24 protein-coding genes are annotated in these 23,826 nt (G+C 66.8%); 12 read left to right on the top strand and 12 right to left on the bottom strand.

Annotation, left to right across the window (positions count from 1 at the left end; genetic code table 11):
- The first annotated feature begins 72 nt into the window (after positions 1–72).
- Positions 73–408: a hypothetical protein gene (locus AB0I35_RS01440; protein ID WP_357393342.1), complete on the top strand. Its 336-nt coding sequence runs from the start codon at positions 73–75 to the stop codon at positions 406–408.
- The gene (locus AB0I35_RS01435; RefSeq protein ID WP_357393340.1) at positions 405–917 is read left to right on the top strand and encodes a YceI family protein; all 513 of its coding nucleotides are present in this window, start codon (positions 405–407) and stop codon (positions 915–917) included. The genes AB0I35_RS01440 and AB0I35_RS01435 overlap by 4 nt, the downstream gene beginning before the upstream one ends.
- Here the strand turns inward: AB0I35_RS01435 and AB0I35_RS01430 are convergent.
- Both AB0I35_RS01430 and AB0I35_RS01425 read right to left on the bottom strand, forming a co-directional pair.
- Positions 903–1,790 (bottom strand): hypothetical protein, encoded by an 888-nt coding sequence (locus tag AB0I35_RS01430; RefSeq protein WP_357393338.1) that lies wholly within the window; start codon positions 1,788–1,790, stop codon positions 903–905. The genes AB0I35_RS01435 and AB0I35_RS01430 overlap by 15 nt on opposite strands.
- Positions 1,791–1,793: 3 nt before the next feature.
- Positions 1,794–2,660 carry a 3-hydroxyacyl-CoA dehydrogenase family protein gene (locus AB0I35_RS01425; RefSeq protein ID WP_357393336.1) on the bottom strand — a complete coding sequence of 289 codons (867 nt, stop codon included), beginning with the start codon at positions 2,658–2,660 and terminating at the stop codon, positions 1,794–1,796.
- 206 nt (positions 2,661–2,866) lie between these two features.
- Between AB0I35_RS01425 and AB0I35_RS01420 the strand changes: the two genes are divergently transcribed.
- The 6 genes from AB0I35_RS01420 to AB0I35_RS01395 all read left to right on the top strand — a co-directional run bounded on the left by AB0I35_RS01420 (position 2,867) and on the right by AB0I35_RS01395 (position 8,334).
- Positions 2,867–4,222 (top strand): hypothetical protein, encoded by a 1,356-nt coding sequence (locus tag AB0I35_RS01420; protein WP_357393334.1) that lies wholly within the window; start codon positions 2,867–2,869, stop codon positions 4,220–4,222.
- 103 nt (positions 4,223–4,325) lie between these two features.
- The gene (locus AB0I35_RS01415; protein WP_357393332.1) at positions 4,326–5,117 is read left to right on the top strand and encodes a TIGR03084 family metal-binding protein; all 792 of its coding nucleotides are present in this window, start codon (positions 4,326–4,328) and stop codon (positions 5,115–5,117) included.
- 317 nt (positions 5,118–5,434) lie between these two features.
- On the top strand, positions 5,435–6,070 hold the full coding sequence (locus AB0I35_RS01410) for a hypothetical protein (protein ID WP_357393330.1): 636 nt from the start codon (positions 5,435–5,437) through the stop codon (positions 6,068–6,070).
- Positions 6,067–7,290 (top strand): L-2-hydroxyglutarate oxidase, encoded by a 1,224-nt coding sequence (gene lhgO, locus AB0I35_RS01405; protein ID WP_357393328.1) that lies wholly within the window; start codon positions 6,067–6,069, stop codon positions 7,288–7,290. The genes AB0I35_RS01410 and lhgO overlap by 4 nt, the downstream gene beginning before the upstream one ends.
- A 23-nt stretch (positions 7,291–7,313) precedes the next feature.
- Positions 7,314–7,790: an SRPBCC family protein gene (locus AB0I35_RS01400; RefSeq protein ID WP_357393326.1), complete on the top strand. Its 477-nt coding sequence runs from the start codon at positions 7,314–7,316 to the stop codon at positions 7,788–7,790.
- A gap of 10 nt (positions 7,791–7,800) precedes the next feature.
- Positions 7,801–8,334 (top strand): ribonuclease H, encoded by a 534-nt coding sequence (locus AB0I35_RS01395; protein WP_357393324.1) that lies wholly within the window; start codon positions 7,801–7,803, stop codon positions 8,332–8,334.
- Positions 8,335–8,416: 82 nt separating this feature from the next.
- On the opposite strand, the gene AB0I35_RS01390 is transcribed toward AB0I35_RS01395, so the two are convergent.
- The 9 genes from AB0I35_RS01390 to AB0I35_RS01350 all read right to left on the bottom strand — a co-directional run bounded on the left by AB0I35_RS01390 (position 8,417) and on the right by AB0I35_RS01350 (position 17,871).
- The gene (locus AB0I35_RS01390; protein WP_357393322.1) at positions 8,417–9,184 is read right to left on the bottom strand and encodes a hypothetical protein; all 768 of its coding nucleotides are present in this window, start codon (positions 9,182–9,184) and stop codon (positions 8,417–8,419) included.
- Between the two features lie 128 nt (positions 9,185–9,312).
- Positions 9,313–10,491 carry an MlaD family protein gene (locus AB0I35_RS01385; protein ID WP_357393320.1) on the bottom strand — a complete coding sequence of 393 codons (1,179 nt, stop codon included), beginning with the start codon at positions 10,489–10,491 and terminating at the stop codon, positions 9,313–9,315.
- A complete protein-coding gene (locus tag AB0I35_RS01380; protein WP_357393318.1) occupies positions 10,488–11,579 on the bottom strand; it encodes an MCE family protein in 1,092 nt (363 codons plus the stop codon). Before AB0I35_RS01380 ends, AB0I35_RS01385 begins: the two co-directional genes overlap by 4 nt.
- An 8-nt stretch (positions 11,580–11,587) precedes the next feature.
- Entirely contained in the window at positions 11,588–12,694 is a 1,107-nt protein-coding gene (locus AB0I35_RS01375) for an MlaD family protein (protein WP_357393316.1), read from the bottom strand.
- Positions 12,691–13,686 carry an MCE family protein gene (locus tag AB0I35_RS01370; protein WP_357393314.1) on the bottom strand — a complete coding sequence of 332 codons (996 nt, stop codon included), beginning with the start codon at positions 13,684–13,686 and terminating at the stop codon, positions 12,691–12,693. The genes AB0I35_RS01375 and AB0I35_RS01370 overlap by 4 nt, the downstream gene beginning before the upstream one ends.
- Entirely contained in the window at positions 13,683–14,708 is a 1,026-nt protein-coding gene (locus AB0I35_RS01365; protein WP_357393312.1) for an MCE family protein, read from the bottom strand. Before AB0I35_RS01365 ends, AB0I35_RS01370 begins: the two co-directional genes overlap by 4 nt.
- Positions 14,705–16,192 (bottom strand): MCE family protein, encoded by a 1,488-nt coding sequence (locus tag AB0I35_RS01360; RefSeq protein ID WP_357393310.1) that lies wholly within the window; start codon positions 16,190–16,192, stop codon positions 14,705–14,707. Before AB0I35_RS01360 ends, AB0I35_RS01365 begins: the two co-directional genes overlap by 4 nt.
- A 6-nt stretch (positions 16,193–16,198) precedes the next feature.
- Positions 16,199–17,062: an ABC transporter permease gene (locus tag AB0I35_RS01355; RefSeq protein WP_357393309.1), complete on the bottom strand. Its 864-nt coding sequence runs from the start codon at positions 17,060–17,062 to the stop codon at positions 16,199–16,201.
- A 2-nt stretch (positions 17,063–17,064) separates the two neighbouring features.
- Positions 17,065–17,871, bottom strand: coding sequence for an ABC transporter permease (locus AB0I35_RS01350; RefSeq protein ID WP_243750043.1), 807 nt, complete (start codon positions 17,869–17,871; stop codon positions 17,065–17,067).
- A 539-nt stretch (positions 17,872–18,410) separates the two neighbouring features.
- Between AB0I35_RS01350 and AB0I35_RS01345 the strand changes: the two genes are divergently transcribed.
- Complete coding sequence (locus AB0I35_RS01345) at positions 18,411–19,085, top strand: S1 family peptidase (protein ID WP_357393307.1); 675 nt, start codon at positions 18,411–18,413, stop codon at positions 19,083–19,085.
- A gap of 63 nt (positions 19,086–19,148) precedes the next feature.
- Here AB0I35_RS01345 and AB0I35_RS01340 read toward each other — a convergent pair whose 3' ends face one another.
- Positions 19,149–19,775 (bottom strand): hypothetical protein, encoded by a 627-nt coding sequence (locus AB0I35_RS01340; RefSeq protein WP_357393305.1) that lies wholly within the window; start codon positions 19,773–19,775, stop codon positions 19,149–19,151.
- Positions 19,776–19,858: 83 nt separating this feature from the next.
- Here AB0I35_RS01340 and AB0I35_RS01335 point away from each other — a divergent pair, with 83 nt between their 5' ends.
- From AB0I35_RS01335 to AB0I35_RS01325, 3 genes are all read left to right on the top strand, one after another.
- Entirely contained in the window at positions 19,859–21,121 is a 1,263-nt protein-coding gene (locus AB0I35_RS01335) for a serine hydrolase domain-containing protein (protein ID WP_357393303.1), read from the top strand.
- 111 nt (positions 21,122–21,232) lie between these two features.
- Positions 21,233–22,558, top strand: a complete 1,326-nt coding sequence (locus tag AB0I35_RS01330) for a cytochrome P450 (RefSeq protein WP_357393301.1) — start codon at positions 21,233–21,235, stop codon at positions 22,556–22,558.
- Positions 22,559–22,844: 286 nt separating this feature from the next.
- Positions 22,845–23,714 carry a L,D-transpeptidase gene (locus AB0I35_RS01325; protein WP_357393299.1) on the top strand — a complete coding sequence of 290 codons (870 nt, stop codon included), beginning with the start codon at positions 22,845–22,847 and terminating at the stop codon, positions 23,712–23,714.
- The last annotated feature ends 112 nt before the right edge of the window (positions 23,715–23,826 follow it).

Raw genomic sequence — 23,826 nt, 5'->3', positions numbered from 1 at the left:
CGGCACTGATCCGCGGACGCTCGCGCGCGGCGATCCTGAGATCACCACGTCATCGCAGGTCAGGAGCCCATCATGTACGCACACCTCGTCTGGTTCGACCGCCCGCGCGGCGCCGCCGAACTGGCGGCCGCCGACTTCGCCGCCACCCACCGCATCCAGCCCGCCGTCGCCACCGTGCCCGGCCTGCTCGACTTCTACGAATTGCGCCGCGACGACGGATCGGGGCTGGTGATCGGCATCGCCGAAACCGAGGCCGCCATCCACGCCGTGCGCGCGGCCGTCCTCGCCACCGAACTGCTGCCGGGTGAGGATCCGGCCCTGCTGCCCGGTCCCGACCGGGTGGAGATCTGCCCGGTCCACGTGCACCGCGACCGGGCGACCATCTACGCCGAAGGAGCACGGTCGTGAACCCGATCATGACGGCCACCGATTGGGTGGCCGATACCGAACACAGCACCGCCGCCTTCCGGGTGGGCCATTTCGGGCGCCACGTCCGTGGCGAGGCCCCGGTGATGGCAGGCCTGCTCACGCTGGCGCCCGACGGCCGGCCTGTTACCGCCACCGGCGTGATCGACCTCGCCGCGATCGACACCGGCCACGCCCGGCGCGACCGCGACCTGCGCAAACCGCGCCTGCTCGACCTGGACCGTCATCCACGGATGACTTTCACCGCCGAGGACATCACCGCCGAGGACGGGCGGTGGCGCGTGGCCGGGGTCGCCTCGGCGCGCGGACGGACCGTGCCGCTGATCTTCAGCGTCGACGCCTTCGACGTCACCGACACGACCGTCACCGTCACCGCCTCGACCATCCTCGACCGCACCCGCCTCGGACTGCGCGCGCCGTCGCCGGTGATCGGTCGATGGATCGACATCACCGTCCGGGTGGTGTTGCGCCCCGCGCTACAGGTCGGCTAGGGCGAGACCCGTGAGCGGGTTACCGATACGGACCAGTTCGGTGTCGGTGCCCGCGTCCAGGTCGACCAGGCGGATCGAGCCGCCGAGGTCGCTCACATAGAAGTGGGCGTCGAACCCGGCCAACCCGATGGCCTCGCGATACCCGCGCGACAAGATCTTCGGCCGGCCCACGTCGGGTTGGACGGGAGCCTGGTAGAGCGAGTTGCCGTCGGGTTCGGCGCCGCGATCGGTCCACATCAGGGTGTGGGTGGCGCGCAGTTCCAGATCGATCGGCTCCGGCAAACCCGCCCACAGCATCTCGACATCGGTGCGGGCGGCGGGGTCCATGCCGGCGGGCAGGTCGATCGGGGCGCGAAAGATCCGGCCCTCGCCCGCATCGGGAGAGCCCTTCTGCGACCAGTAGACGAGTCGGCGATCGGTGTCGAGGCAAATACCTACGCACCAATTCGTCTGAAGCTGTGCGTCATTGCCCGCGACGACGAGTGGTCGCAGGTCGTCACCGTTCAGGTCGCAGGTGAGCACCGACATGCCTTCACGGTCACACCAATACAACCGCCCCGCTTCGAAATCGGCGGTGAGCTGTTTACCCGTGGTGAACGACCCGGGCGCGAGGACGGTCGTGCGATTGCCGCCGTCGAGGTCGACTCGTTCGAGAGAACCGTTGCGGGAGAAGAACTCCGGTTCGATCCCCGGCCGACCGCCGGGATCGGGGCGGCCCATGTTGGTCCAGTAGATGTGGCCCCGCAGCTGGTCGACGACGATGCCGTCCGGTGTCTGATCGAGCCCGCTCACCAGCGTGCGGACCTTGCTGCCGTCGAGTGAGACGGCGAGGACGGCACCGGCGGCGAGATCGAGGGCCAGCAACTCGGTCACCGCTCAGCCCTGCTTCGGGTAGTCGTCGTAGAAACCCGCCCCGGATTTCACGCCGAGCTTGCCCGCGTCGACATACTCGCGCAGCACCGTGATCGGGCCTTCGGGCAGATTCGGGTTCTCCTTCTGATAGTGCTCCTCGATATCGAGCACCACATCGAGTCCGACCTGATCCATCATCCGGAACGGTCCCGCCTCGGTCCCGAAATTCAGGACGAACATCTGATCGATGTCCTCGGGCACCGAGACGCCCTCGGCGACCACCTCGAGTGCTTCGCGTTTGATCGCGGCCCAGATGCGATTGAAGATGAAACCGGTGCTCTCCTTGCGGCACAGGAACGGGTGCAGACCGTATTCGGGGAAGGTGCGCAGCACGAAATCGAGCACCTCCCGCGAGGTGTGCCCGTTCGACATCACATCGAGCGCCGTGGACGCGGGCGGCATGTAGAAGTGCGTGTTCAGCATGCGGTCGCGGGTCTCGCAGTCCTCGGTGAACAACCGGCTGGCGTACGACGACGAGTTCGAGGCGACGATCGCGTCGGTGTCGGCCTGCGTGTCGAGCTGGGCGAACACCTTCTTCTTCAAGTCGAGGATCTCGGGCACGGCCTCGACGACCAGCCAGGCGCCGCGCACCGCACTCGCCTGGTCCTGGATGTACTCCACCGAACCCGGCGACCCGCTCGGGACCGACGCGGCGACGGTGGGCAGTTGTTCGCGCACGTAATCCACCGCCTCGGCACCGGCCTGCGCGGTCGGGTCGACGATGTGGACCTTGCCGCCCCGGGTGGCGAACATCAGGGCGATCCGCCTGCCGAGTGTGCCCGCGCCGATCACGGCGACCGGACGATTCAGATGATCCTGCGGAACACTCACGGTGACTCCCTCTACACAGGTGGTGGTGGGAAGAACTCGTCGTCAAGCGTGTTCCAAGCCTATCGCCAACCGGCTGCCGAACGGTTGCTGCACCGCTGGCGGCGGGTGGTCTGTTCGTTGACACCCCGTCATGACCGGTCAGAATGTGGTTGCCTTATTCTCACGTTCTTCACGAAATTCGCGCGTCAGCTCTAGGGGGCTCTTCGATGACCACACTGGCCTCCGGACTCTTCATCGATTGGGAAGAGCTCACCGGCCAGTCGAAATTCGTCGTCGAGCTCGTGAGCTTCCCGATCTTCAGCGCCCTGGCCGGCTGGCTCACCAACTGGACCGGCGTGCTGATGCTGTTCTGGCCCTTGCATTTCAAGGGCTTCCGGGTGCCGATGCTGCACATCCTCTACCCGTACCTGCCCCGCCGGGTGCAGGTGCTTCCGACGTTCTCCGGCGACGGGCGGATGCTCGGATTCCAGGGCTTCATTCCCGCGCGCGCCGAGAAGATGGCAAGCATCTGCGTGGACAAGGCGCTGATGCGCATCGGCAGCCCGCGCGACTTCATCCACGAACTCGACCTCGACGGCATCGGCGACTACCTGGCCGAACACGCCCGTCCACAGGTGCAGTCGATCGTCGACGAGATCATGTACCGGGAGAACCCCGACCTGTGGCGCTCGCTGCCCCGGCAGATGAAGCAGGCGGTCTACCAGCGGGTGGACCGGCAGCTGCCGACCTTGTCGCGGCGCGCGTTCGAGAGCCTCGGCGACAATATCGATCAGTTGCTCGACGTGAAGAACTTCGTGATCCGGTACCTGGAGAAGAACCCGCAGATCCTCAAGGACCTCACCACGACCATCGCCGCGCCGGAGCTGAAGTTCATGGCGCGCATCGGTCTGCTGGGTGCGCCCTTCGGCCTGATTCTCGCGCTGTACCTGCACGTGCACTCGCAGATCCCGTACTGGGGCGCCATCCCGGCCTGGGTGATCGTGCTGTTCGCCTCGGCGATGATCGGCGTGACGGTGAACGTCATCGCCATCAAGATGGTGTTCGAACCGGGTGACCCGCAGCCGCGCTACAAGTACCTGTGGCGTCAGGCGTTGCTGGCCAAGCGTCAGCCGCAGGCCGCGACCGATCTGGCCCACATCCTGGCCTACCAGGTGCTCACCGTGGAAAACCTGTCCAACGAGTTGCTCGAGGGACCCAACGGGGACAAGACGCGCCAGCTCATCGAGCGGGTGGTGTCGGAGGAGATCCACCGTCAGCTGGGTCCGACCGCGTTCATGGTGCGCGCGGCGATGGGCAAGAAGCAGTTCGAGAACCTCGCCGTCTCGGGTGCGGGGGCCGGGCTGAGCATGGCGCCGGGCATGGTCGAGGACGAGCAGTTCGTGCGCGAGCAGGCCAAGAAGATCGACGACTTCGCGGCCCGCAAGTTGCGTACGCTCACGCCCGGCGAGTTCATGGAGATGTTCTACGCGTCGGTGGAGCAGGACGCCTGGTTGCTGTATCTGCACGGTGGGGCGCTCGGAATCGCCGTCGGCGCGCTTCACCTGGCCATCTTCGGCTGGTAGGCAATAACAAGCACGCGTGCTTGCATTTTTGGGGTGGCGCTGCGATTCTGGGTGACGACGGCGCACCCGACCGGTGGCGCGACGCTTCGCCCCAAGGAATCACATGGCTGACCTCGCAGCGCTGCTCGACGATTTCGCCGCCGAATGCGCGGACCTGGAGAAACTCGTCGCCCCGCTCGCCCCCGAACAGTGGCAGACCCCCACACCGGCTCCCGGCTGGGACATCGCCACCCAGATCGCCCACCTGACCTGGACCGACGAGGTTTCCGTCCTGGCCGCGACCGACAACGCGGCGTTCACCGAGCTGCTCACCGAGGCCGCCGCGAAGATGTTCACCTTCGTCGACGAGGCCGCCGAGGAACTGGCCAAGACTCCGCCCGCCGACCTGCTGCCGCGCTGGCGCACGGGCCGCGAACAGCTCATCGCCGCCCTGGCCGCCGTCCCGCCCGGCACCAAACTGCCCTGGTTCGGCCCGCCGATGAGCGCCGCCTCGATGATCTCGGCCCGCATCATGGAAACCTGGGCGCACGGTCAGGACGTGGCCGACGCGCTCGGCGTCACCCGGATCCCCACCGACCGCCTGCGCACCGTCGCCCACATCAGCGTGCGAGCCAGGAACTACGCCTACACCGTCCACGGCGAATCCGGCCCGGCCGAAGAATTCCGCGTAGAACTCACCGCCCCCGACGGCACCCTCTGGACCTGGGGCCCCGAAGACGCGAAACAGAAAGTATCGGGCCCAGCCCTCGACTTCTGCCTGGTAGCCACCCAGCGCCGCCACCGCGAAGACACCGCCCTCACCACCGAGGGCCCCGACGCCGACCACTGGCTCACCATCGCGCAGGCCTTCGCGGGACCCCCTGGACCCGGCCGGGAACCCAACCAGTTCAGCTGAGCGGGTACAGGCGAGCGTCCTCCTGAGCGCCATTCCTGACTGCCCCGGACGACGTTGGCCGGGGTAGGCCCGTGGCAGTCGTGAATGACGCTCGCCTGCACTCCCGGAATACCCCGTTGAACGTGAGGAAAACAACCACGCCGTCGACACGCGCGCTCACCAGGTGCGATACACGCACGTTTCAGATGTGACCCTGATCTCAGCATCAGGGGTGCTAACTCCAGCTAGCACCGGCGTAACGTGGGCATCAGCGCGTGGCTTTCAACGATGCGAGCACAGCGCTCGGGTAGATCCACACCCACCGGGAGGACTGCATCGTGACCGCACATCGACCTGCACAGATCGCGCGGCTGTCCGCGACGGTGGCCGCCGGGGCCGCCAGCCTCTGCCTCACCGTGGCCGCGGGTGCCTACATCGTCAACAACATGCCCCAGCTCGTGCCGCCCCACGACAACCCGACCCCCGCCGACATCGCCGATCCGGGAGACCACCACCGGGCCGACGACTCCGTCCGCGCCGTCGCCGACGACGTGGTCGAACTGGCCTGGACCACCGAACGCTTCGTCCCCGAGGCAGGCCGTGCACCGGCCGTCAAGCACCAGACCGCCACTGCCGCGACACCGCAGAGCAACCAGGCGCTGGACGGCAGGGCACTCGAGGGCAGATTGCGCATCGGCACCACCTATGTCGGCGCCCAGGCCGCGACGCCGCGCACCGACATCGTCAGCTTCACCGTCGATACGAACGCGCTGAACAAGGCGGGCAAGTATCTCGGCATCACCACCGAGCCGGTGGGGGTCACCTCGCTGCACACCGAGGTCGACACCCGCAACGGCGCGGTGGAATTCGTGCTCTCGGACCCCGCGCTCGGCCGGCACACCGTGCGCATCGAAGCGCCAGGCGACCAGCCCGGATCCGAGACCGTCGAAGAGCCGACTACCGTCGGCGTGTGATTTCCGGCGGTACCCATGACGGGGTGTACGACTTCTGCGTGATCGGTGGCGGCATCGTCGGTGTCGCCACCGCGCATCGCCTGCTGAGCACCTATCCCGGCGCGAGCCTGGTGCTGGTCGAGAAGGAAGACTCGCTCGGCGCCCATCAGACCGGGCACAACAGCGGCGTGATCCACTCCGGCATCTATTACCCGCCCGACAGCCTCAAGGCCCGGTTGTGCCGGGCGGGCGCGCAGTGGACCAAGGAGTTCGCCGCCGCCAACGATATTCCGTTCGAGGTGTGCGGAAAACTGCTGGTGGCAACCGATTCCACCGAACACGCCCGGATGCTCGACCTCTACGAGCGCTCCATCGCCAACGGTGTGGAGGTGGAGGCCGTCGACGCCGCGGAACTGTCCCGCCGTGAACCCGGAATCCGTGGTGTCGGCGCGCTTTTCGTGCCCGCCACCGGCATCATCGACTACGCGAAGGTCACCGCCGCGCTGGCCGCGCAGGTGCAGGACATGGGTGGCCGGATCACGCTCGGCACGACCGTCGAGTCGATCGTCGAAACGGACTCGGCTGTCACGGTTTCCGGCCCGGGTGGTGCGGTCGTCACGAAGACTCTCGTGGTCTGCGCCGGACTGCAGGCCGATCGCCTGGCCCGAATGGCGGGGATCGGCAACGACTTCCGCATCGTGCCGTTCCGGGGCGAGTACTATCGCCTGCCCGCCGAACGTGCCGGACTGGTCCGGACGCTGATCTATCCCGTGCCCGATCCGGCCCTGCCGTTCCTCGGCGTGCACCTGAGCCCGACCATCGACGGCGACCTGACCGTCGGCCCCAACGCGGTACTCGGGCTGGCCAGGGAGGGCTACCGCAAGGGCAGCGTGAACGGGCGCGACGCCCTCGACGTGCTGCGCTTCCCCGGCGTGCACCGGGTGGCCCGCACCCACCTGCGCACCGGTGCGCGCGAGTTGCGCAACTCCCTGTTCAAACGCGGTTACCTGGCCGAATGCCGCCGGTACTGTCCGGAACTCGGCACCGCAGACCTGCTGCCCCATCGCGCGGGCATCCGGGCCCAGGCCGTCCTGCGCGACGGCACCCTCGTGCACGACTTTCTGATCGAGCGCACGCCACGCTCCGTCCACGTGCTCAACGCGCCCTCGCCCGCCGCCACCTCGGCCATGCCGATCGCCCGATACCTGGTGGATCAGATCCAGCTTCCAGCAAATAAATAGGATTCTTGTAGTATTTTTGGCCTGTGGGCCACATCAGGTACGCGAGCGACGTCGGCGCGCCCACCGACGCGGCCTTCGCCTATACCGAGAACTTCCAGCATCTCGCACACTGGATGGCCGGCGTCACCTCCGTCACCGGACAGGGCGCGGCACCGGCACAGGGGCTCGGCGCGAGCTGTTCGCTGAAAGTTCGCCTGGGCGGGGTGATCCCGATGACACTCACCTGCGAGATCACCGAATACCGGCGCGGAGCGGTGATCGGGTATACCCTGCGGGGGCGGGTATACGGAACCGTGACACTGCGGTTCGACCCACTCGGCTACGAACGGTCGGTACTGACCGCCGAAGCCGGCTATCCACCACCACGCGGTGCGTTCGGCCGCATGTGCCAGGGCCTCGTCGACGCGGCCGCGAGATCGGCACTGCGCCGCACAGAATCGCGGTTGCGAAGGGAGATAGAGGCATTCCACGGTACCGATCTTGTCGGCCGCATCGCCTAGGGTGGCGGTCATGATCATCGTGAGCACCGACGGGTCCTGCCTGCGCAATCCCGGTGGTGCCATCGGCTGGGCCTGGGTGAATCATCAAGGACCGGTGGCCAGCGGGGGAGCGGCCAGCGGAACCAACCAGATCGCGGAACTACGCGCGGTCCTCGAAGCCATCCTCGCCCACCCCGGCACCGAACCGATGCTCATCGAGAGCGACTCCCAATACGCCATCAAATGCGCCTCGGAATGGATCGGCAGCTGGCGGCGCAACGGCTGGCGCACCTCCACCGGCGGTGCGGTGAAGAATGTCGAGATCATCAAGCAGATCGACCGTGCCATCACCACCCGCGAAGGGCCCGTGCGATTCCGCTGGGTCCGCGGGCACGTGGGCAACTACTTCAACGAACAGGCCGACAAACTGGCGGGCATCGCCGCCCGCGACGCCGCGGCGCACAGCCATGAACACGCCACCACTCCCACCACCCGAACCACCCAGCCGCGGACCGCGGGGAAGCCGGTCGCGCCGACAGCGTCGGGAACACTCACCCTGTTCTGACGCGGTGCGACCGGAGTGCGTCCGCAACCGAGCGTGCCTCCGGCGGAAGCGATTCCGCCGGAGGCACGCTCGCACTATCTGATCAGTTGCCGGGGGCCGGAGCGGGCGTCTCCGGCGCGGGCTGCTGCGGAGCCCCACCGGGCACACCGCCAACCAGGCCGCCGCCGTTCTTCAGGACCGGCGACTCCATCTTGCTCACCAGCCACTTGTCACCCTCGCGGTCGAGGGTCATCTCGATCGCGATGTTCATCGGCGCCGGGTCGGCGCTGGCGGCGTTGGAGCTGTACTGCGCCAGCGTCACCATGGCCTTGGCCTGGTTCTCGCCACCGCTGAGGTACGCGCACTGGATGTCCTCGCCGCGCGACTTCACCTGCTTCTCGACCATCATGCCCTTGAGCAGGTCACCGGCCTCGGAGAACTGCTCCTTGATGTCGCCGGTCGCACCCGACTGCATGTCCTCGAAGTACTGGTCGATGTTGTTCGAGTAGTCGTAGTTGGTGGCCACCTTGCCGTAGGCGCAGGCGGCCTTGGTCGACTCCTCGATGGCGGTCAGCTTGTCGCCCCGGTCGTTGCTCTGCAGGAAGAACACCACCGCGGCGGTGATCGCGCCGACAGCGACAACACCCGTTCCCGCCGCGACCAGCCAGCCGACCGGGCGTTTGCCCCCGGACGATGCCGCAGGCTTCGCGGGGGCCGCTGCCGCCGTGGCAGCGGTCTCGGCCGCCTTCGGCGTCTCGGACTCGGCCTTGTCGAGCTTCACCGTCTCGTCGGCGGTGGTCTCGGAGGCGGCCGATTCGGGCTTTTCCGCCGGGGTAGCGTCTTTCTTGCTCTCGGCGTCGTCGCTGGTCATCTAGATCAATCCTGCTCTTTCCCGGCACGCATTCGCACCGACTTCGTTCGTTGGCCCGTGAGGCGGGCCACAGTGTCCCCCGCCGAGTATGCCCGGTCCAACGCCGGAGCGTAGGACCGGGCATGGTCTCACCTGGCCGGAATCGGGGTGCGTTCGTTCGGATCCACACCAGGGGGCATCTGCGCGCCGTTGTTGGGCACATTCGGGCGCGGCGCGTTGGCCGAACCACGGATCTGCAGGTCGGCGGGCGGATTGACGCAGTAGTTCCACTTCGGGATCGACCCGTCCTGGACCTCTTCGTTACGCCGGTACTCGGTGTTGTAGTTGCAGGTCGGCCGCGGCCAGATATCGATGATGGTGTGGAACTCACCATCGTGGGCGGGCACCGCGATCGACCCGAGGCCCTGTGCCAGCGACGGGAACAGCATCCGCAGAGCGGGCTGACGCAACTGCGCCGCCCGGGTGATCGCGACGAAGTTCGCCGCGAGCCCGCTGATCGGATCGGCGGTCTTGTCCAGCACCGCACCGAGCGACTCGAACTGTGCGGGCGCGTTGTCGAGCACAGCCTGCAGTTCGGCGTTGGCGTTGTTGAACTGGGTGAGCAGAGTGCCCGAATTGCGGGTCAGCGTCTGCAGATCCGGCTGCGCGTTCGACGTGGTATCGGCGATCACCCGCAGGTTGGCGATGAGATTCACCGTCTGCGGCAGCAGGCTGTGCAGGCCGGCCACCGCGAGACTCACACCGTTGACCAGGCCGCGGAGCTGATCCGGGCCGGCACCGAGCGCGATGTCGAGCTCGGCGAGGATGGTCTTGAACTGCTGCGGATTCACCTGCCCGATCAGGGCGCTCGTATCGTCGAGCACCGCCCACACCGGCACGGGCGTCTTGATCTGCTCCGGGTTGTACTCGATCACCGCGCCGTCGCGCAGGAACGGGCCCGCGTCGCTGTTGGGCCGGAAGTCGATGTACTGCTCACCGGCCGCCGACAGCGCCGCCACCTGGATCATGGTGTCGACGGGAATCTTGTAGCTCTTGTCGATCACGGCCTTGACCGCGATGGCCTGGCCCTCATCGATCAGGTCCACCGTGTCGATCTTGCCGATCCGGTGTCCGCGCAGCGTCACGTCGTTGCCCGGCTGTAGGCCACCGGAGCGGTCGAGCGTCACAGTGACGTCGTACTCCGACCGCAGCGGGTTCACCCGCATCACATTGACCAGCAGGTAGCTGGCACCGATGATCAGCACCACGACCAGCGCCGAGTTGGCGAGCACGATCTTGCTGCTGAAGAACTTCTTGACCCTGTTCATCGGTGGCCTCCCACTCGGCCCTGAACGATCTGCAGCACCTGGATGAAGCTGCCGACGAAGTCGTTCACGTCCTTCATATCGGGGAACTTGCTGTTGGCCGGATCGGTCAGCAGGCCAACATCGAGGTTCGTCAGCGTCGCGTACGGTGCGAGCGACTTACCAAGGAAGGTCTGGGTGACCTTCGGCTTGATGTCGATCAGCTGATCCATGACGTATCCGAAGCTGTCGCCGGAGGCCGCGAGCGCGTTCATCAGGTTGTCGAGGTTGGTGAGCAGCTCGGAGAGCTGGTCACCGGTGGTGTTGGCGTAGTCGCCGAGCGCGGCGCTCGCCGTCGACACCTTGGTGAGCAGATCGCCGATGGCCCGGTTGTTCTCGGCGATGGCGCCGATGGCCTGCGGCAAGGTGTCGGCCACCTGACCGAGCTGGGCCTTGTTGGCCTCGATGGTGTTCGCCAGGGTGTTGAACTCCGAGAGCACCGAGTCGACCCGGGCGCTGTTGTTGTTCAATTCGCCGATGACACCGGTCATCTGGGTGATGAGGTGCGCCAGGTTGCCGCCCTGGCCGTTGAGGATGGAACCGAGTTCGGTGCCGAGCCGACTGAGGCTGGCCACACCGCCACCGTTGAACAGCATCGACACCGAGATCAGCAGTTCCTCGACGGTGGCACCCGCGGAGGTGAACTCCTGGGTGAGGGTGTCGCCCTCGGCCAGGTTCGCGCCGGTGCCGGTGTTGTCCTTCGGCCTGTTCAGGGCGATGAACACGTCACCGAGGGGCGTCGCCTGACGCAGCTCGGCGGTGCTGCCCTTGGGCAAGTCGATGTCGGAGCGGATCTGCAGGTCGACGACGGCCGTGAAGTTCTTGGTCTTGATCGAGGAAACCACCCCGACGTCGGAACCACCGATCTTCACCTTGGCCTGGTCGGGCAGGTTGAGCGCGTTGTCGAACTCCGCGTGGATGGTGTAGGTGTCGCCCTCGGCGCCCGGCTTGGGCAGCGGCAGGTCTTCCACGGTGAAACCGCAACCGGTGGTGACGGTTACGGTGACAAGCGCGGTGGCCGCGAGCAGGCCGCGGCGGAGCTTGTTCGTCATGGGTCCGGTCATTCTGTGAGTCCGAGCAGTGCGGCGGTGAACCCGTAGTCGGGACCGAAATCCTCGACCTTGCCGGTGCGGCAGCCATCGGAACGCATCTGGATGCGCTCGCAGAACAGGCTGACGATCTCACCGGACAGGGTCGTACCGATCAGGCCGTGCAGTCGGACGAAGCCCTTCTCCTTGTTCATCGCGCCGTCGATGTTCTGCATCAGCAGCGGGACGACGTCGACGATCTCCACCATGTCACGGGAGTTGGCCCGCAACTGGTTGGTGACGGTGGTGAGCCCGGTCAGCGACTCCGACAACTCGCCTGCGTGCTCGCCGAACGTCGTGGACGTGTTGGCCAGGAACCCGTTGAGCTGGTCGAGGGTGGCCTGCAGGCCGGGGGCCTGTTCGGCGAGCAGCCCCGACATCTGGGTGACCTGGTTGCTGAAGTCGCGCACCGACTGGTCGTTGTCGGCCAGCATCGTGGTGAGCTCGTTGAGCTTGATGATGATGTTGGAGATCGCGTCCTTGTTGTCGATACCGACCTTCAGGGCCGACGATAGGGCGTCGAGGGTTTCGCGGATCTTCTGGCCGTTGCCGTTGAGCACCGGGTACAGCACCCGGCCCGAGAGCGGTCCGAGCCCTTCCTGGCCGTCTTCGGGCTTGAGCGCGGCGGCGAACTGGTCGATGGTCTTGATCATCGTGTCCAGCTCGACCGGGGTCCTGGTGCGCGCCTTGGGCAGATGGTCGCCGGACTCGAGGGTCTCGCCACCGGTGTAGGGCGGGGTGATCTCGATGTGGCGGTCGGTGACGATCGAGGGGGAGATGATCGCGGCGATCGCCTCCTTGGGGATCTTCACCCCGGACTCGATGGTCATGTGGACTTCGACGTAGGTGCCCTTGGGCACGATCTTGTCGACCTTGCCCACCGGGAGACCGAGGACCATGATCTCGTTGCCCTCGTACATACCCGCGATGTTCTCGAAGTCCGCGGTGATCTTGGTCGAGCGGCCGAGGGCGTCGTCCACCTGACTCGGCAGCAGCGAGCAACTGCCGATGGTCAGTGCGGTCGCGCCGATCAGCAACGCGTGACCGAGCGCCTTACCGCGTCGGAAATTCAGTTTCATCCTGCGCACCCTTGGATCACCTGTGCGAAGCACAGCCAGTTGTCGGGGAGAATCCACGGCAGCGCGACCGAGCCGTAGTTACCGTTGCCGAGCGCGTTGTTGAAGTAGCGCGCGGTCGGCGCACCGATCTGCAACAGCTTGTCGAGGTTGTCCTTGTTCTTCTGCAGACCCTGGGCCATGGTGTTGAGCTGGCCGATGGTCCCGGCGAACTGGTTGCCGTTCTCGCCGCCGATCTCCTCGAGCTGACGGGTGAGGGTGGCGATGTTGTCGAGCAGCTGACGCAGCAGGTTCTGCCGTTCCATCACCCGGCTGGCGATGGCCTCGCCCTGGGTGATAACGAGCAGCACGCTGTTGCGGTTGTCGGCGAGCAGCTGGGTGACGCGGTCCAGGTCCTTGAGCAGGCTGTCGACCTCGCCCTTGCGCTTGTCGACGACCTTGGCCAGCGCGCCGACGCTGTCGAGCGCCTGGGCGACCAGGGCGGGCGAATCGCCGAGCTCGCCGTTGATGGCGTTGAGCGAAGCGGCCAGCTTCTTGGTGTCGAGAGCCTCGAACTTCGGGGTACCGACCTGCACCACATCGGCGATGTCGTAGGGGACATCGGTGTTGGAGCGCGGGATGGTGTCGTTCTTCAGGCCCGTGCCGTCGCCCGGCTTCAGGTCGACGTAGCGGGCACCGAGCAGGGTCGCCATCTTGATCGAGGCGTGCGCGTCGGGCCCGAACTTCAGGCTCGAATCCACGTCCATCGTGATGACCACGTGGTCACCGTCGATCTTGGCTCCCGACACCGTGCCGACCTGGACACCGGACACGGCGACCTTGTCGCCGGTGCTGATGCCCGCGGCCTGCACGAACTCGGCATCGATGCTCTGCTTGCCGATGCCGATGAACTGCAGGATGCTCGAGCCGACCAGCAACAGCACGACCACCAGCGAACCGATGACACCGAGCCAGAAGTTGCGGTTGCCGAGGAAGGTTTTCTTGAGCTTGCTCATCGGCACACCTCCGAGTGCGACGTGCCACCGATCTGGCTGAACAGGCCGCGCGGGAAGAGCACCCCGTACAGCGAGACATCGAGACCACACAGGTAGGCGTTGGCGTGCGTACCTTCGGAGGTCATGCGGCCCAGGTCGGCGAGCATCGACGGCATGTCGATGGCCACTTGGTCGAGCTTGGCGCCGTTGGCGAGCAACAGGTTGAGGGCCGCCGTGGTGGAGTTCTGAGTGGCGGCCAGCTGCGGCTGGATCTTGCTCATCATCGAGACGAGCGAGGTGGTCGCGTCGGCCAGGGTGGCCGTCGAGTTCTGCAGCGACTGGCCCTGGTCGTAGAGCCCGCCGATCAGCGCGCGGGTCTGGGTCACCAGGGTCTCCAATTCGTCGCCGCGCTTGGCCAGACCGGCCATCACGGCGGACAGGTTGGTGATGACATCGCTGAGGATGGCATCACGTCGCTGGAAGTCGGTGGCCAACTGGGCCGCCTGGATGATGAAGGAGGACAACGAGACTCCGTCGCCCTGCAACGCCTGGATCAGCGTTTCCGACATCGCGTTCACCTGAGCCGGCTCCAACGCCTGGAACAGCGGCTGGAAACCGTTGAGCAGCGCGGAGATATCGAACGAGGGCTCCGTACGCTCGAGCGGGATCACCGAACCGCTGGCCAGCACCTGCGGGCTGGGCGACTCGCCCGGGGTGAGCGCCACGTACCGCTGGCCGATCAGGTTCTGGTAGCGGACAAGGGCTTTGGTGTCGTCGAAGACGTCCTGGTCGCTCTGCACGATGAACGACACCTTGGCGTCGTTCTTGCCGTCGAGCTCGATCTTCTCCACCTTGCCCACGCGCACACCGGCCATCCGGACGTCGTCGCCGGGACGCAGCCCGAGAACGTCGGTGAAGATCGCGGTGTACTTGCGGGTGTCACCGTCTACCGAACGGGCGAGCGTATTCCACACGACGACGATGACGAGCATCGAGACGAGCGCGAAGATGCTGAATCCGATCAGTGGCTTGCGGATACTCATGCGCCACCCTCGTTTTCATACACGGTCAGAGTTCCGCCCTTCATGATCGGACCGAGCAGCAGCAGCTCGGAGACCGTCGGTTTGCGGCCGAGGAGTTCGACGATGGCGTCGTTGCCCTGATAGGAGATGGGCGTACCCGACGGCACCGCGGGCGCCTGTTCGGGCGCGGGTGCGGGCGCGGCGGCGGGCGCCGCACCGGGCAGGCCCGGGATCTGGAACGACGGGACGAGCCCCTCGAGCGGAGTACCGGCGAACGGCGTGATCTCGGTCCCGGCCGCGGCCTGCAGCGGCGCGCCCGGAATGGTGAGACCCGGGATCTGCGGCAGCCCAGGAATGTTTACCAGCGGCGGCAACCCCGCGGCGGAGTCGAGCGCCCGGGGGCGCAGCTTCTCCGGCAGCGGCGGCAGACTCACCTCGGCGGGCGCGGTGAAACAGCTCGGCCCGAGCAGGTCACCGTAGCGCGGGCAGTCCGCGACAGTGTTGGGCTGGTACGGGGTGAAGGTGAGGCCCGCGTTCCAGACCATCTGCTTACCGCTGGGACCACCGTGGAAGGTGGTGTTCAGCGCGGCGAGCCCGGGTCCGAACACCTGGAAGGTCCTGGTGATCGAGCTCGGCTCGTGCGCGACGGCGCCGAGCGTGGCGTTCATGCCGACGGTGACTTCTTTACCCACATCGGGGTTGCTGGCGAACAGGTCGTTGACCCGGTCGGTGGTCGCGCTCGACCCCATCAGCAGCGCGACGAGCTGGTCGCGCTTGGTGGCGATGGTGTTGGCGGTCTGCACCGAGCTGCCCAGCACGTCGAGCAGTTCCGGCGCCGACTGGTTCAGCGCGTTGGCCGAGGCCGAGAAGTCGTCGAGCATGCCTGCCAGGTTCGGGCCCGCGTCGGAGACGGTGGTGATCCACTCGTCCAGGCGCTGGATGGTCGAACCGGGCACGCGGCCGCTGCCGTCGAGGGCCTGGGTGAGGGTGCCGAGCACGCGACCCAGCTGCACCGGGTCGACCTCGTTGAGGATGTCGCGCACCGTGGTGAGCGTGTCCTGCAGCGCGATGGTGCCCTCGCTGCGGTCCTCCTGGATGACCGAGCCCTCTTCGAGGTAGTCGTCGGAGGCACCGTTGAACACCAGTTCCACCGAGGTGACCGCGAACAGGTTGCTCGGCACGATGCGGGCGGTGACATTGCTCGGGACGCCCTTGGCGAACTCGGGCTTGAGCTCGATGTTCACCTTCTGCACGGCGCCCTGGTCGACGATGTCGACGTCCTTCACGGTGCCGACGAGCACACCGCGGAACTTCACGTCGGCGTTGGACGGGAGCCCGTCACCGGTGGTCGACAGGTTCGCGGCCACGTTCACCTTGGGTACGAAGTAGCCCTGGTACCTGGCCATGAGGAAAGCGAGAATCACAGCGAAGACGACCAGGCCGCACAGGCCCGCGACGTACAGCTGTTTCATGGTGGGACCGCGCCCACTGGGATCGATGATCATCTGGCCCTACCCCGAGATCCTGATGCCGGGGTCGACGCCCCAGATCGCCAATGTCATGAACAGGTCGGCGAACACGACCAGGATGATGCACATCTTGATCGCCCGGCCCGCGGCCACGCCGACGCCCTCGGGACCACCCGAGGCGAAGAAGCCGTAGTAGCACTGGATGAACGTGGTGATCATGACGAAGATGACCGCCTTGAGCAGCGAGTACAGCACGTCCGTCGGTACCAGGAATTGGTAGAAGTAGTGCGAGTACGTGCCCGCCGCGGTGCCACCGATGAGCTGCACGGTGACCGAGCAGGACAGATAGGCCATCACCAGGCCGATGCAGTACAGCGGAACGATCGCGATGACCGCGGCCATCATCCGGGTGCTGACCAGGTAGGGCAGCGGGCGGATGGCGATGGAGTCGAGCGCGTCGATCTCCTCGGAGATGCGCATGGCGCCCAATTGCGCGGTGAATCGACAGCCCGCCTGGGCCGCGAAGGCCAGCGCCGCGAGCAGCGGGCCTAGTTCACGGGTGGTGGCGAAGGCCGAGATGGCACCGGTGATCGGGCTCAGGCCGAGCAGGTCGAGCGAGGTGTGGCCCTGGATGGCGACGGTCATGCCGCCGAAGGCGCTGATGATGAGGATGACGCCGATGGTTCCACCACCGACGACGATGTTGCCGTTTCCCCACGTGACGTCGGAGAGCAGGCGCCAGATCTCCTTCGGATACTGCTTGAACGCCAGCGGAATAGAGCCGACGGACCGCAGGAAGAAGAAGACCTGGTGGCCGAGGCGGGCGAGCGCGTCGACGGGCGCTCGGCCCGCCGCCTTGAGCTGGCGTATCGGCCGCAGCAGCGGAGGTACATAAGTCGATGACATGCTCAGACCACCTGTGGGGGGAAGACAGCGGCGTAGATCTGCGTGATCGCGACGTTGACGCCGAGCAGCATGACCATGGAACTCACGACCGCCGAGTTCACCGCGTTGGCGACACCGCCGGGGCCGCCACGGGCGTTGAGGCCCGAGTCGCAGGCGATGATCGCGGCGATGATGCCGAAGATGACCGACTTGAGCAGCGCCACCGCGAGGTCACGGGTCACCGCGAACGAGGCGAAGGTGCTCATGTAGGAACCGGGCGTGCCCGCCTGGGCGAAGATGTTGAACATGTAGCCGGTGATGAAGCCGACGAACACGACGAAACCGCAGAGCAGGAAGCTCACCAGCATGGCGGCGCCGAGGCGGGGAGCGACGAGCCTGCGCAGCGGGTCGACACCCATCACCTTCATGGCGTCGATCTCTTCGCGGATGGTTCGTGAGCCGAGGTCGGCGCACACCGCGGAGCCGACGGCGCCGGCGATCATGATCGAGGTGACCAGCGGCGCGCCCTGCTGGATGATGCCGAGGCCGTTGGCGGCGCCGATGAACGAGGTCGCGCCGACCTGACCGGCGACCGCGCCGACCTGGATGGACACGATGACCGCGATCGGGATGGCGACCAGCAGTGTCGGAGCGGCGGCGACGCTTGCCATGAACGCGCACTGACGCACGAATTCGTCGAAGGGGAAGCGCTTACGGAAGATCGCGACGACCAGCTCCGTGATGGCTTCGATACCCATCGTGATCTGTCGACCGAAGGTTTCGAGGGACTTCTTCGGATGGTCTTCCCAAAGGCCCTTGGTCCAGTCCACAGCTTCACTGACCCGTGAACGTTCGGGCGGACTCTTGGTCGACTGCACTGCTATTACCCCTCTCGACGCCAGGCCATCAACACCCCGACGACTTGTTTGCTTGACGCACCTTACTACGGAGTAGTGCAGAACACACCACCGACATGTGAGCGCTGTCATAGATGGATATCACTGTCGATGGCCCTTATGACCACTGCCATGACGGACCATACCGCCCTGAATTGTCCCGCTTCGGAGTTTGCGCCGGATGTCGTTTCCAGGCACGGACTCCCTGCGTCTGCGGCTGCCGGAAAGAATATTGCGGAAAACTGTCATACATAACGAATGACACGTCTGATTTCTCGCACAGATCACGGGTATAACTCGCGGCAGCCATCTTCATTACGATTTCGATAGATGATGGCTATCACCGCCCCGAGCGGCACGGCGCCTGGTAAGCAGGCAATCCAAGGGCCTCGCTCTGACGCGCCCGGGATCGAATACTGCGCTTATAGACGATTCGCATTGATATCGTGCGGACTTCCGACATCTGGAGGGACATGTTCAGCAGACTCGCGCACGTGGCCATCGCCGCCTTCGCGCTCACCCTCGGTGCGGCTCTACTCGGCACCGGCGCGGGCACCTCGCAGGCACAACCCGGCCCACCGGTGATCGGCGGCGGATCCGGGATCGTCATCGACAACACCTTCGAATGCACCCTCACCACGGTCGGCCACGACGGCGCGGGCAGGCTCGTCGGCCTCACCGCCGGGCACTGCGGTCACGCGGGCGCACCGGTGGCCGCCGAGGTCGACCGCGGATACGGCGAGATCGGCCGGTTCGTCTACAGCAATACCGAACTCGACTACGCCGTCATCGAATTCACCCCAGGACGGATCACCCCGGTGAACCGGATCGGCAATGTCACCATCACCGGTGTCGGTGGACCCGCGCAGTTCCCGACCATCGTGTGCAAGGAAGGGCGCACCACCGGCAACACCTGCGGCATCACCTGGGGCGACGTGTTCGCGACCAATGTGGAGACGTGGTCGCAGATGTGCGTCGTGGAAGGCGATTCCGGTGCGCCGGTGGTGGTCGGGTCGACGCTGGTCGGGATGGTGAACGCCTACCTCGCGGTGGCCTGCTTCGGCCCCGAGGTCGGCACGAACATGTCCGCGATCATGCACGACATGAACGCGCGCGGCGGTCACGGAGCCGGGTTCCACCCGATCTGATCGGCGAGTGAACAGACAACGGGCCGCGCGGTCACACCGTGCGGCCCGTCTCGTCGTCGGTGTCTACAGGGTCTGCGCGCAGACGACGAAGCGGCGGGTGTCGTAGACATAGCCCACGTCGGCGTCGTCGGGGCAGTCGTTGGCGCTGGTCGCGTCGCTCTTGATGGTGACGACCCGGACCGGCTCGTTGCCCGAGGCGTTGCAGTCGATCCGGCGCGCGACGAGTTGTTCGGCGGCCACATCCATGCAGCCACCGACCACCCAGTCGATGTCGAGGCACAGGGCGCCGGTCTCGACGCCGTCGAGGGTTTCGAAGTAGTTCTGGTCGCTGTCGGCGATACAGCCGTCGCGGTTGGGCGCCTTGCCGATCACCTTGTAGTTGGCCGAGCGGCTGCCGCACGAGGCCTTCTCGATGGTGGCGTCCTCGGCGGTGCCGCCCAGATTCACACAGTCACCGACACTGGCCTGGAAGTCGGTGGTGCCACCCTTCTTGGTGGTGGGCGCCGGTTTGCTCGTCGTCGACTTGCCCGGCTTCTTGGTGGTCGGTGCGGCGCTGCTGGTGGCGGGGACCACGTCGATCGCCGGCTGCGCGTAGCCGTCGATGGTGCCGCCGCACGCGCTCGAACCGAGCGCGAACGCCGAGATGGCGAGCGCCCCGGCCAACCGGCGGATGGACAGATCTGCAAACACCTACTGTGAATACACCACCGAAGCCACCGGCGTCGACCCGATCCGGTCGGCGGATCGCTACGCAGCATCAGGAGGTTGGGCCGATGGTGTCAGCAACGGCGGGCGAGCCGGGCGCGGGTACGCCGACCGCGCCACGGCAGATGCGCATCGATCCGAGGTTCATCCGGTTGGCCGACCACTTCTTCGGGATGTTCCAGCAGCCGAGCCGCGGGGGCGGTGCGCTGGCGGTCTACCTCGACGGACGCCCGGTAGTCGATGTCTGGGCGGGGTGGGCGGCCAAGGATCAGCGGTGGAACGGCGGGCACGTGGCGCTCACCTTCTCCACCGGCAAGGGCGTGGCCGCCACCGTGCTGCACCGGGTCGCGGAGCGTGGGCTGATCGACTACGAGGCGCCGGTCGCCGAGTACTGGCCCGAGTTCGCCGCGCACGGCAAGCACGACATCACCGTGCGCGATGTGCTGTCGCACCGGGCCGGGTTGCATCGCGTGCGCGGGCTGGTTCCGGGCCGCGAGGGGATTCTCGACTACGGCGCGGTGGTGACCGCCCTGGCCGAGAGCCCGGCCGACCCGCGCCGCATCCGCACCTCCGGGTACCACGCGATCACCTTCGGCTGGCTCGTCGCGGAGATCCTGCAGCGCGCGACCGGCGAGTCCTTTACCGAGCTGTTGCGCCGGGAAGTGGCCGAGCCCTTGGGAACCGACGAGTTCTGGTTCCAGGTGCCCGTCGCGCAGCGCCGCCGGATCGCGAAGATCTTCCCGCATCTGGCGCCGCCGGGTATTCGCTGGAACACCGCGTCGTCGGTGTTGTCCTGGGTGCGGCCCGTGCGCGGGCTCGCGGAGGCGGGGATGCCGGAGAGTTTCGACGAGCTGGTCCGCGATCCGCGCGTGCACGACGCGGTGATGCCCGGCTGGAACGGGGTGTTCTCGGCGCGGGCGCTGGCGCGGATGTACGGCGCGCTGGCCAACGGGGGCGTCGTCTACACGGGTGACGCGGAAAATGCCGCAGCCGAAGTCGATTCACCGGTGCAGTTCCTGCGGCCGGAGACGATCGAGCAGATCAACCGCACCCAGCAGACCGAGAGCCGTGACTATGTACTCGGCTTGCCGCTGCGGTTCACCCTCGGCTACCACCGGCCCGTGTTGATGACCAAGCAGCAACCGCGACATGCCTTCGGCCACTACGGAGTCGGCGGCTCCGGCGCCTACGCCGACCCCGACCTGGGCATGTCCATCGCGTTCGTCACCAACCGGCTCGGCAATGCGGTGACCGCGCTCGGTGACGCGCGGCTGGCCAAGCTCGCGGCCATCGCCCAGGGCACCGTGCGGCGCACCCGCGTCGGGCAGTAGTCGAACCGGGCGCGGGCGCACGCCGTAGTACCCGGCATGAACGGTCAGCGGCCGGTGGCGGCAGCGAAGCGTAACCACGCGGACCGCCCGAGTATGCCGATTGGACACCGCGTGAGCATCCAGCGCCCGCCCCGCCCCGCCCTGCTGCACGGCCTGGCCGCAGGTCTCGATTTCGAGGGCTACCTGCGTCGACGGGCCACGGGCGGCGAGCCGTTCGCGGTTGGTTTTCCGGGGTTCCCGCCGGTGTTGTTCACCGGGACCGCCGAGGGTGCGCGCGAACTGTTCCGGGCACCAGTGGAACTCGTCGACCCGCCGCGGCCCAACCCGATCGAGCCGATGGTCGGCACGGCATCGCTGATCCTCAGTTCGGGGCCGCGCCATCGCACGGATCGGGCCGTACTCGCGCCCGCGTTCCACCGTGCGAAGGTGCGGGCACTGGGCGAGGTGATCCGGGCATCGACGCTGCGTGAACTCGAATCCGGTAGTGGTACAGGCGTTTCCTGGCCCGTCGGCAGTCGGGTCGACGGGCTGGCGAAGGCACGATCCATCACCCTGCGCACCATCCTCGCGGCGGTGTTCGGCGCGGGTGCCGACAGTGAATACGGCGACGCGGTCGACGATTTCCTCACGACGTTCACCACGCCCCTGCTCGTAGCGCCCGTCTTACGCCGTGCCACCGGTGGTTTCGGACCGTGGGACCGCTTCGTCGCGGCCAGGGGGCGGCTCGATCGGCGGCTGCTCGCGGGCATCGCGCGCCGTCGTGCCGAGGGCCCGGCCGCAGGCGATCTGCTCGATCTGCTGCTCGCCACTCGTTACGAGGACGGCTCCGCGCTGACCGATTCCGAACTGTGCGAACAGTTGCGCACTCTGCTCGTCGCCGGGCACGAGACCACCGCCACCTCGCTCACCTGGGCGTTGTATCACCTGCATCGTGAACCGGGCCTGCTCGCCAGACTCACCGACGAGCTGGCCCAGACGGGTGACGACCCGGCCGAACAGGCCACCGCGCCGCTGCTCGACGCCGTCTGCCAGGAGACGCTTCGCCTGCACCCGGCGGTACCCATCGTGTTGCGGCAGCTGCGCGAACCGTGGCGCTGGCGTGGGGTGGACGTGGCCGCCGGGCAGACGATCGGGTTGGCGGTCGGTGTACTGCACAGCCAGGCGTCGATCTGGCCCGCACCCCGGCTGTTCCACCCCGACCGGTTCCTCGGCCGCAAATACACACCGTTCGAGTACGCGCCGTTCGGCGGCGGTTATCGCCGGTGTATCGGTGCCACGCTGGCCGAATACGAGCTGCGCGTCGTGCTCGCCACCCTGCTCACCGGCGCCCGGTTGCGCCTGGACCCCGCGCTGGCTCTCGGCCGCAGGCCGCGCACAGTGCCGCACAATCTGGCGACCGCGCCGAATCGGGCGATCCACTTCACACGCACGGCGTGATCTCCCTCACTCCAGGTTTGAGAGTCACAAGCGTGTGCTTCCGGACGGTGCTGCCGACGCCTTTCCGACTCGCCGCCCTGAGCGTGGCGTTTGACGAAAGCCGCTGAGTCACAGGTTGTTATGTGACACAGCGCACACCGTTGCTGTTCCGTGATCGCGGTGCAACGCAGCTGGCACGTTGTCACCCCGGACGGGTAGGAATGAGCGGTCAGGGTCGGGGCGTCGTTACCCCGTGGAGACCCCATGCGGACTCCGCGTCATTCGAAGATATAGACGAGGAAACCTAATGCACTACGAGGCAAACCGGCAGCAATCCCATCGGCTTCGCCGTGGTCTGCTGCTGACGGCGGCGATCGCCGCCACCGGCGCGCTCATCGCCGTTCCCGCGCAGGCTCAGCCCGCGCTTCCCGGCGCGGGTTCCAGCAACCCTGTGGTCGAACAGCCCGCGCCGCAGGCGAGCTTCGCGCCGCCGAACATCAACATCGCCGACGGCGAGACCGTCGGCGTCGCGCAGCCGATCATCATCACCTTCAAGGAGCCCATCGAGGATCGTGCGGCCGCCGAGCGGGCCATCAAGGTCACCTCGAGCGCCAACGTGCCCGGCAACTTCTACTGGACCGGCGACAAGCAGGTCCGCTGGAAGCCCACCGAGTTCTGGCCCGCCAACACCGACGTGACCGTCGTCGCCGGCGGCACCACCAGCTCGTTCCACATCGGTGATGCCTTCGTCGCCACCGTGGACGACGCGACCAAGGTCATCACCGTCACCCGCAACGGTGAAGTGGTGCGCGAGATGCCGACCTCGCTCGGCAAGCCCGGCTACGAGACCCCCAACGGCACCTACATCGTCGGCGAGCGGCTCGAGAAGATGACGATGGACTCGTCGACCTACGGTGTGCCGGTCACCGACCCCGAGGGTTACAAGCTCGAGGTCGAGTACGCCACCCGCCTGTCCAACAGTGGCATCTTCATCCACGCCGCGCCGTGGTCGGTGGGTCAGCAGGGCTACTCCAACGCCAGCCACGGCTGCCTGAACGTGAGCACCGAGGATGCCAAGTGGTTCCTGGAGAACTCGCGTCGCGGTGATGCCGTGATCGTCACCGGCACCCAGGGCCCCACCCTGAGCGCGGGCGACGGCCTGGGCGACTGGAACTGACTCCTCCGCCTCTCCGGGAATTCTGGCCAGACTCTGGCGCGTGCGGAATTCCTGACGCGGCAAGCTATCCGGTCGTGGTCTGGTCAGCCCGTCCCCGGTGAGTTACCCATGT

The sequence above is a fragment of the Nocardia sp. NPDC050378 genome, from assembly GCF_040655675.1.
In the GTDB taxonomy this organism is placed as follows: Bacteria; Actinomycetota; Actinomycetes; order Mycobacteriales; family Mycobacteriaceae; genus Nocardia; species Nocardia coubleae.
This window is presented reverse-complemented; position numbering and strand designations above follow the sequence as displayed.

Coding starts and splice junctions, on each gene's coding strand:
- AB0I35_RS01335 (WP_357393303.1), top strand. CDS start 19,859: ATGGTGTCAGCAACGGCGGGCGAGCCGGGCGCGGGTACGCCGACCGCG.
- AB0I35_RS01355 (WP_357393309.1), bottom strand. CDS start 17,062: ATGTCATCGACTTATGTACCTCCGCTGCTGCGGCCGATACGCCAGCTC.
- AB0I35_RS01360 (WP_357393310.1), bottom strand. CDS start 16,192: ATGATCATCGATCCCAGTGGGCGCGGTCCCACCATGAAACAGCTGTAC.
- AB0I35_RS01365 (WP_357393312.1), bottom strand. CDS start 14,708: ATGAGTATCCGCAAGCCACTGATCGGATTCAGCATCTTCGCGCTCGTC.
- AB0I35_RS01415 (WP_357393332.1), top strand. CDS start 4,326: ATGGCTGACCTCGCAGCGCTGCTCGACGATTTCGCCGCCGAATGCGCG.
- AB0I35_RS01380 (WP_357393318.1), bottom strand. CDS start 11,579: ATGACGAACAAGCTCCGCCGCGGCCTGCTCGCGGCCACCGCGCTTGTC.
- AB0I35_RS01370 (WP_357393314.1), bottom strand. CDS start 13,686: ATGAGCAAGCTCAAGAAAACCTTCCTCGGCAACCGCAACTTCTGGCTC.
- AB0I35_RS01395 (WP_357393324.1), top strand. CDS start 7,801: ATGATCATCGTGAGCACCGACGGGTCCTGCCTGCGCAATCCCGGTGGT.
- AB0I35_RS01390 (WP_357393322.1), bottom strand. CDS start 9,184: ATGACCAGCGACGACGCCGAGAGCAAGAAAGACGCTACCCCGGCGGAA.
- AB0I35_RS01345 (WP_357393307.1), top strand. CDS start 18,411: ATGTTCAGCAGACTCGCGCACGTGGCCATCGCCGCCTTCGCGCTCACC.
- AB0I35_RS01440 (WP_357393342.1), top strand. CDS start 73: ATGTACGCACACCTCGTCTGGTTCGACCGCCCGCGCGGCGCCGCCGAA.
- AB0I35_RS01385 (WP_357393320.1), bottom strand. CDS start 10,491: ATGAACAGGGTCAAGAAGTTCTTCAGCAGCAAGATCGTGCTCGCCAAC.
- AB0I35_RS01375 (WP_357393316.1), bottom strand. CDS start 12,694: ATGAAACTGAATTTCCGACGCGGTAAGGCGCTCGGTCACGCGTTGCTG.
- AB0I35_RS01420 (WP_357393334.1), top strand. CDS start 2,867: ATGACCACACTGGCCTCCGGACTCTTCATCGATTGGGAAGAGCTCACC.
- AB0I35_RS01325 (WP_357393299.1), top strand. CDS start 22,845: ATGCACTACGAGGCAAACCGGCAGCAATCCCATCGGCTTCGCCGTGGT.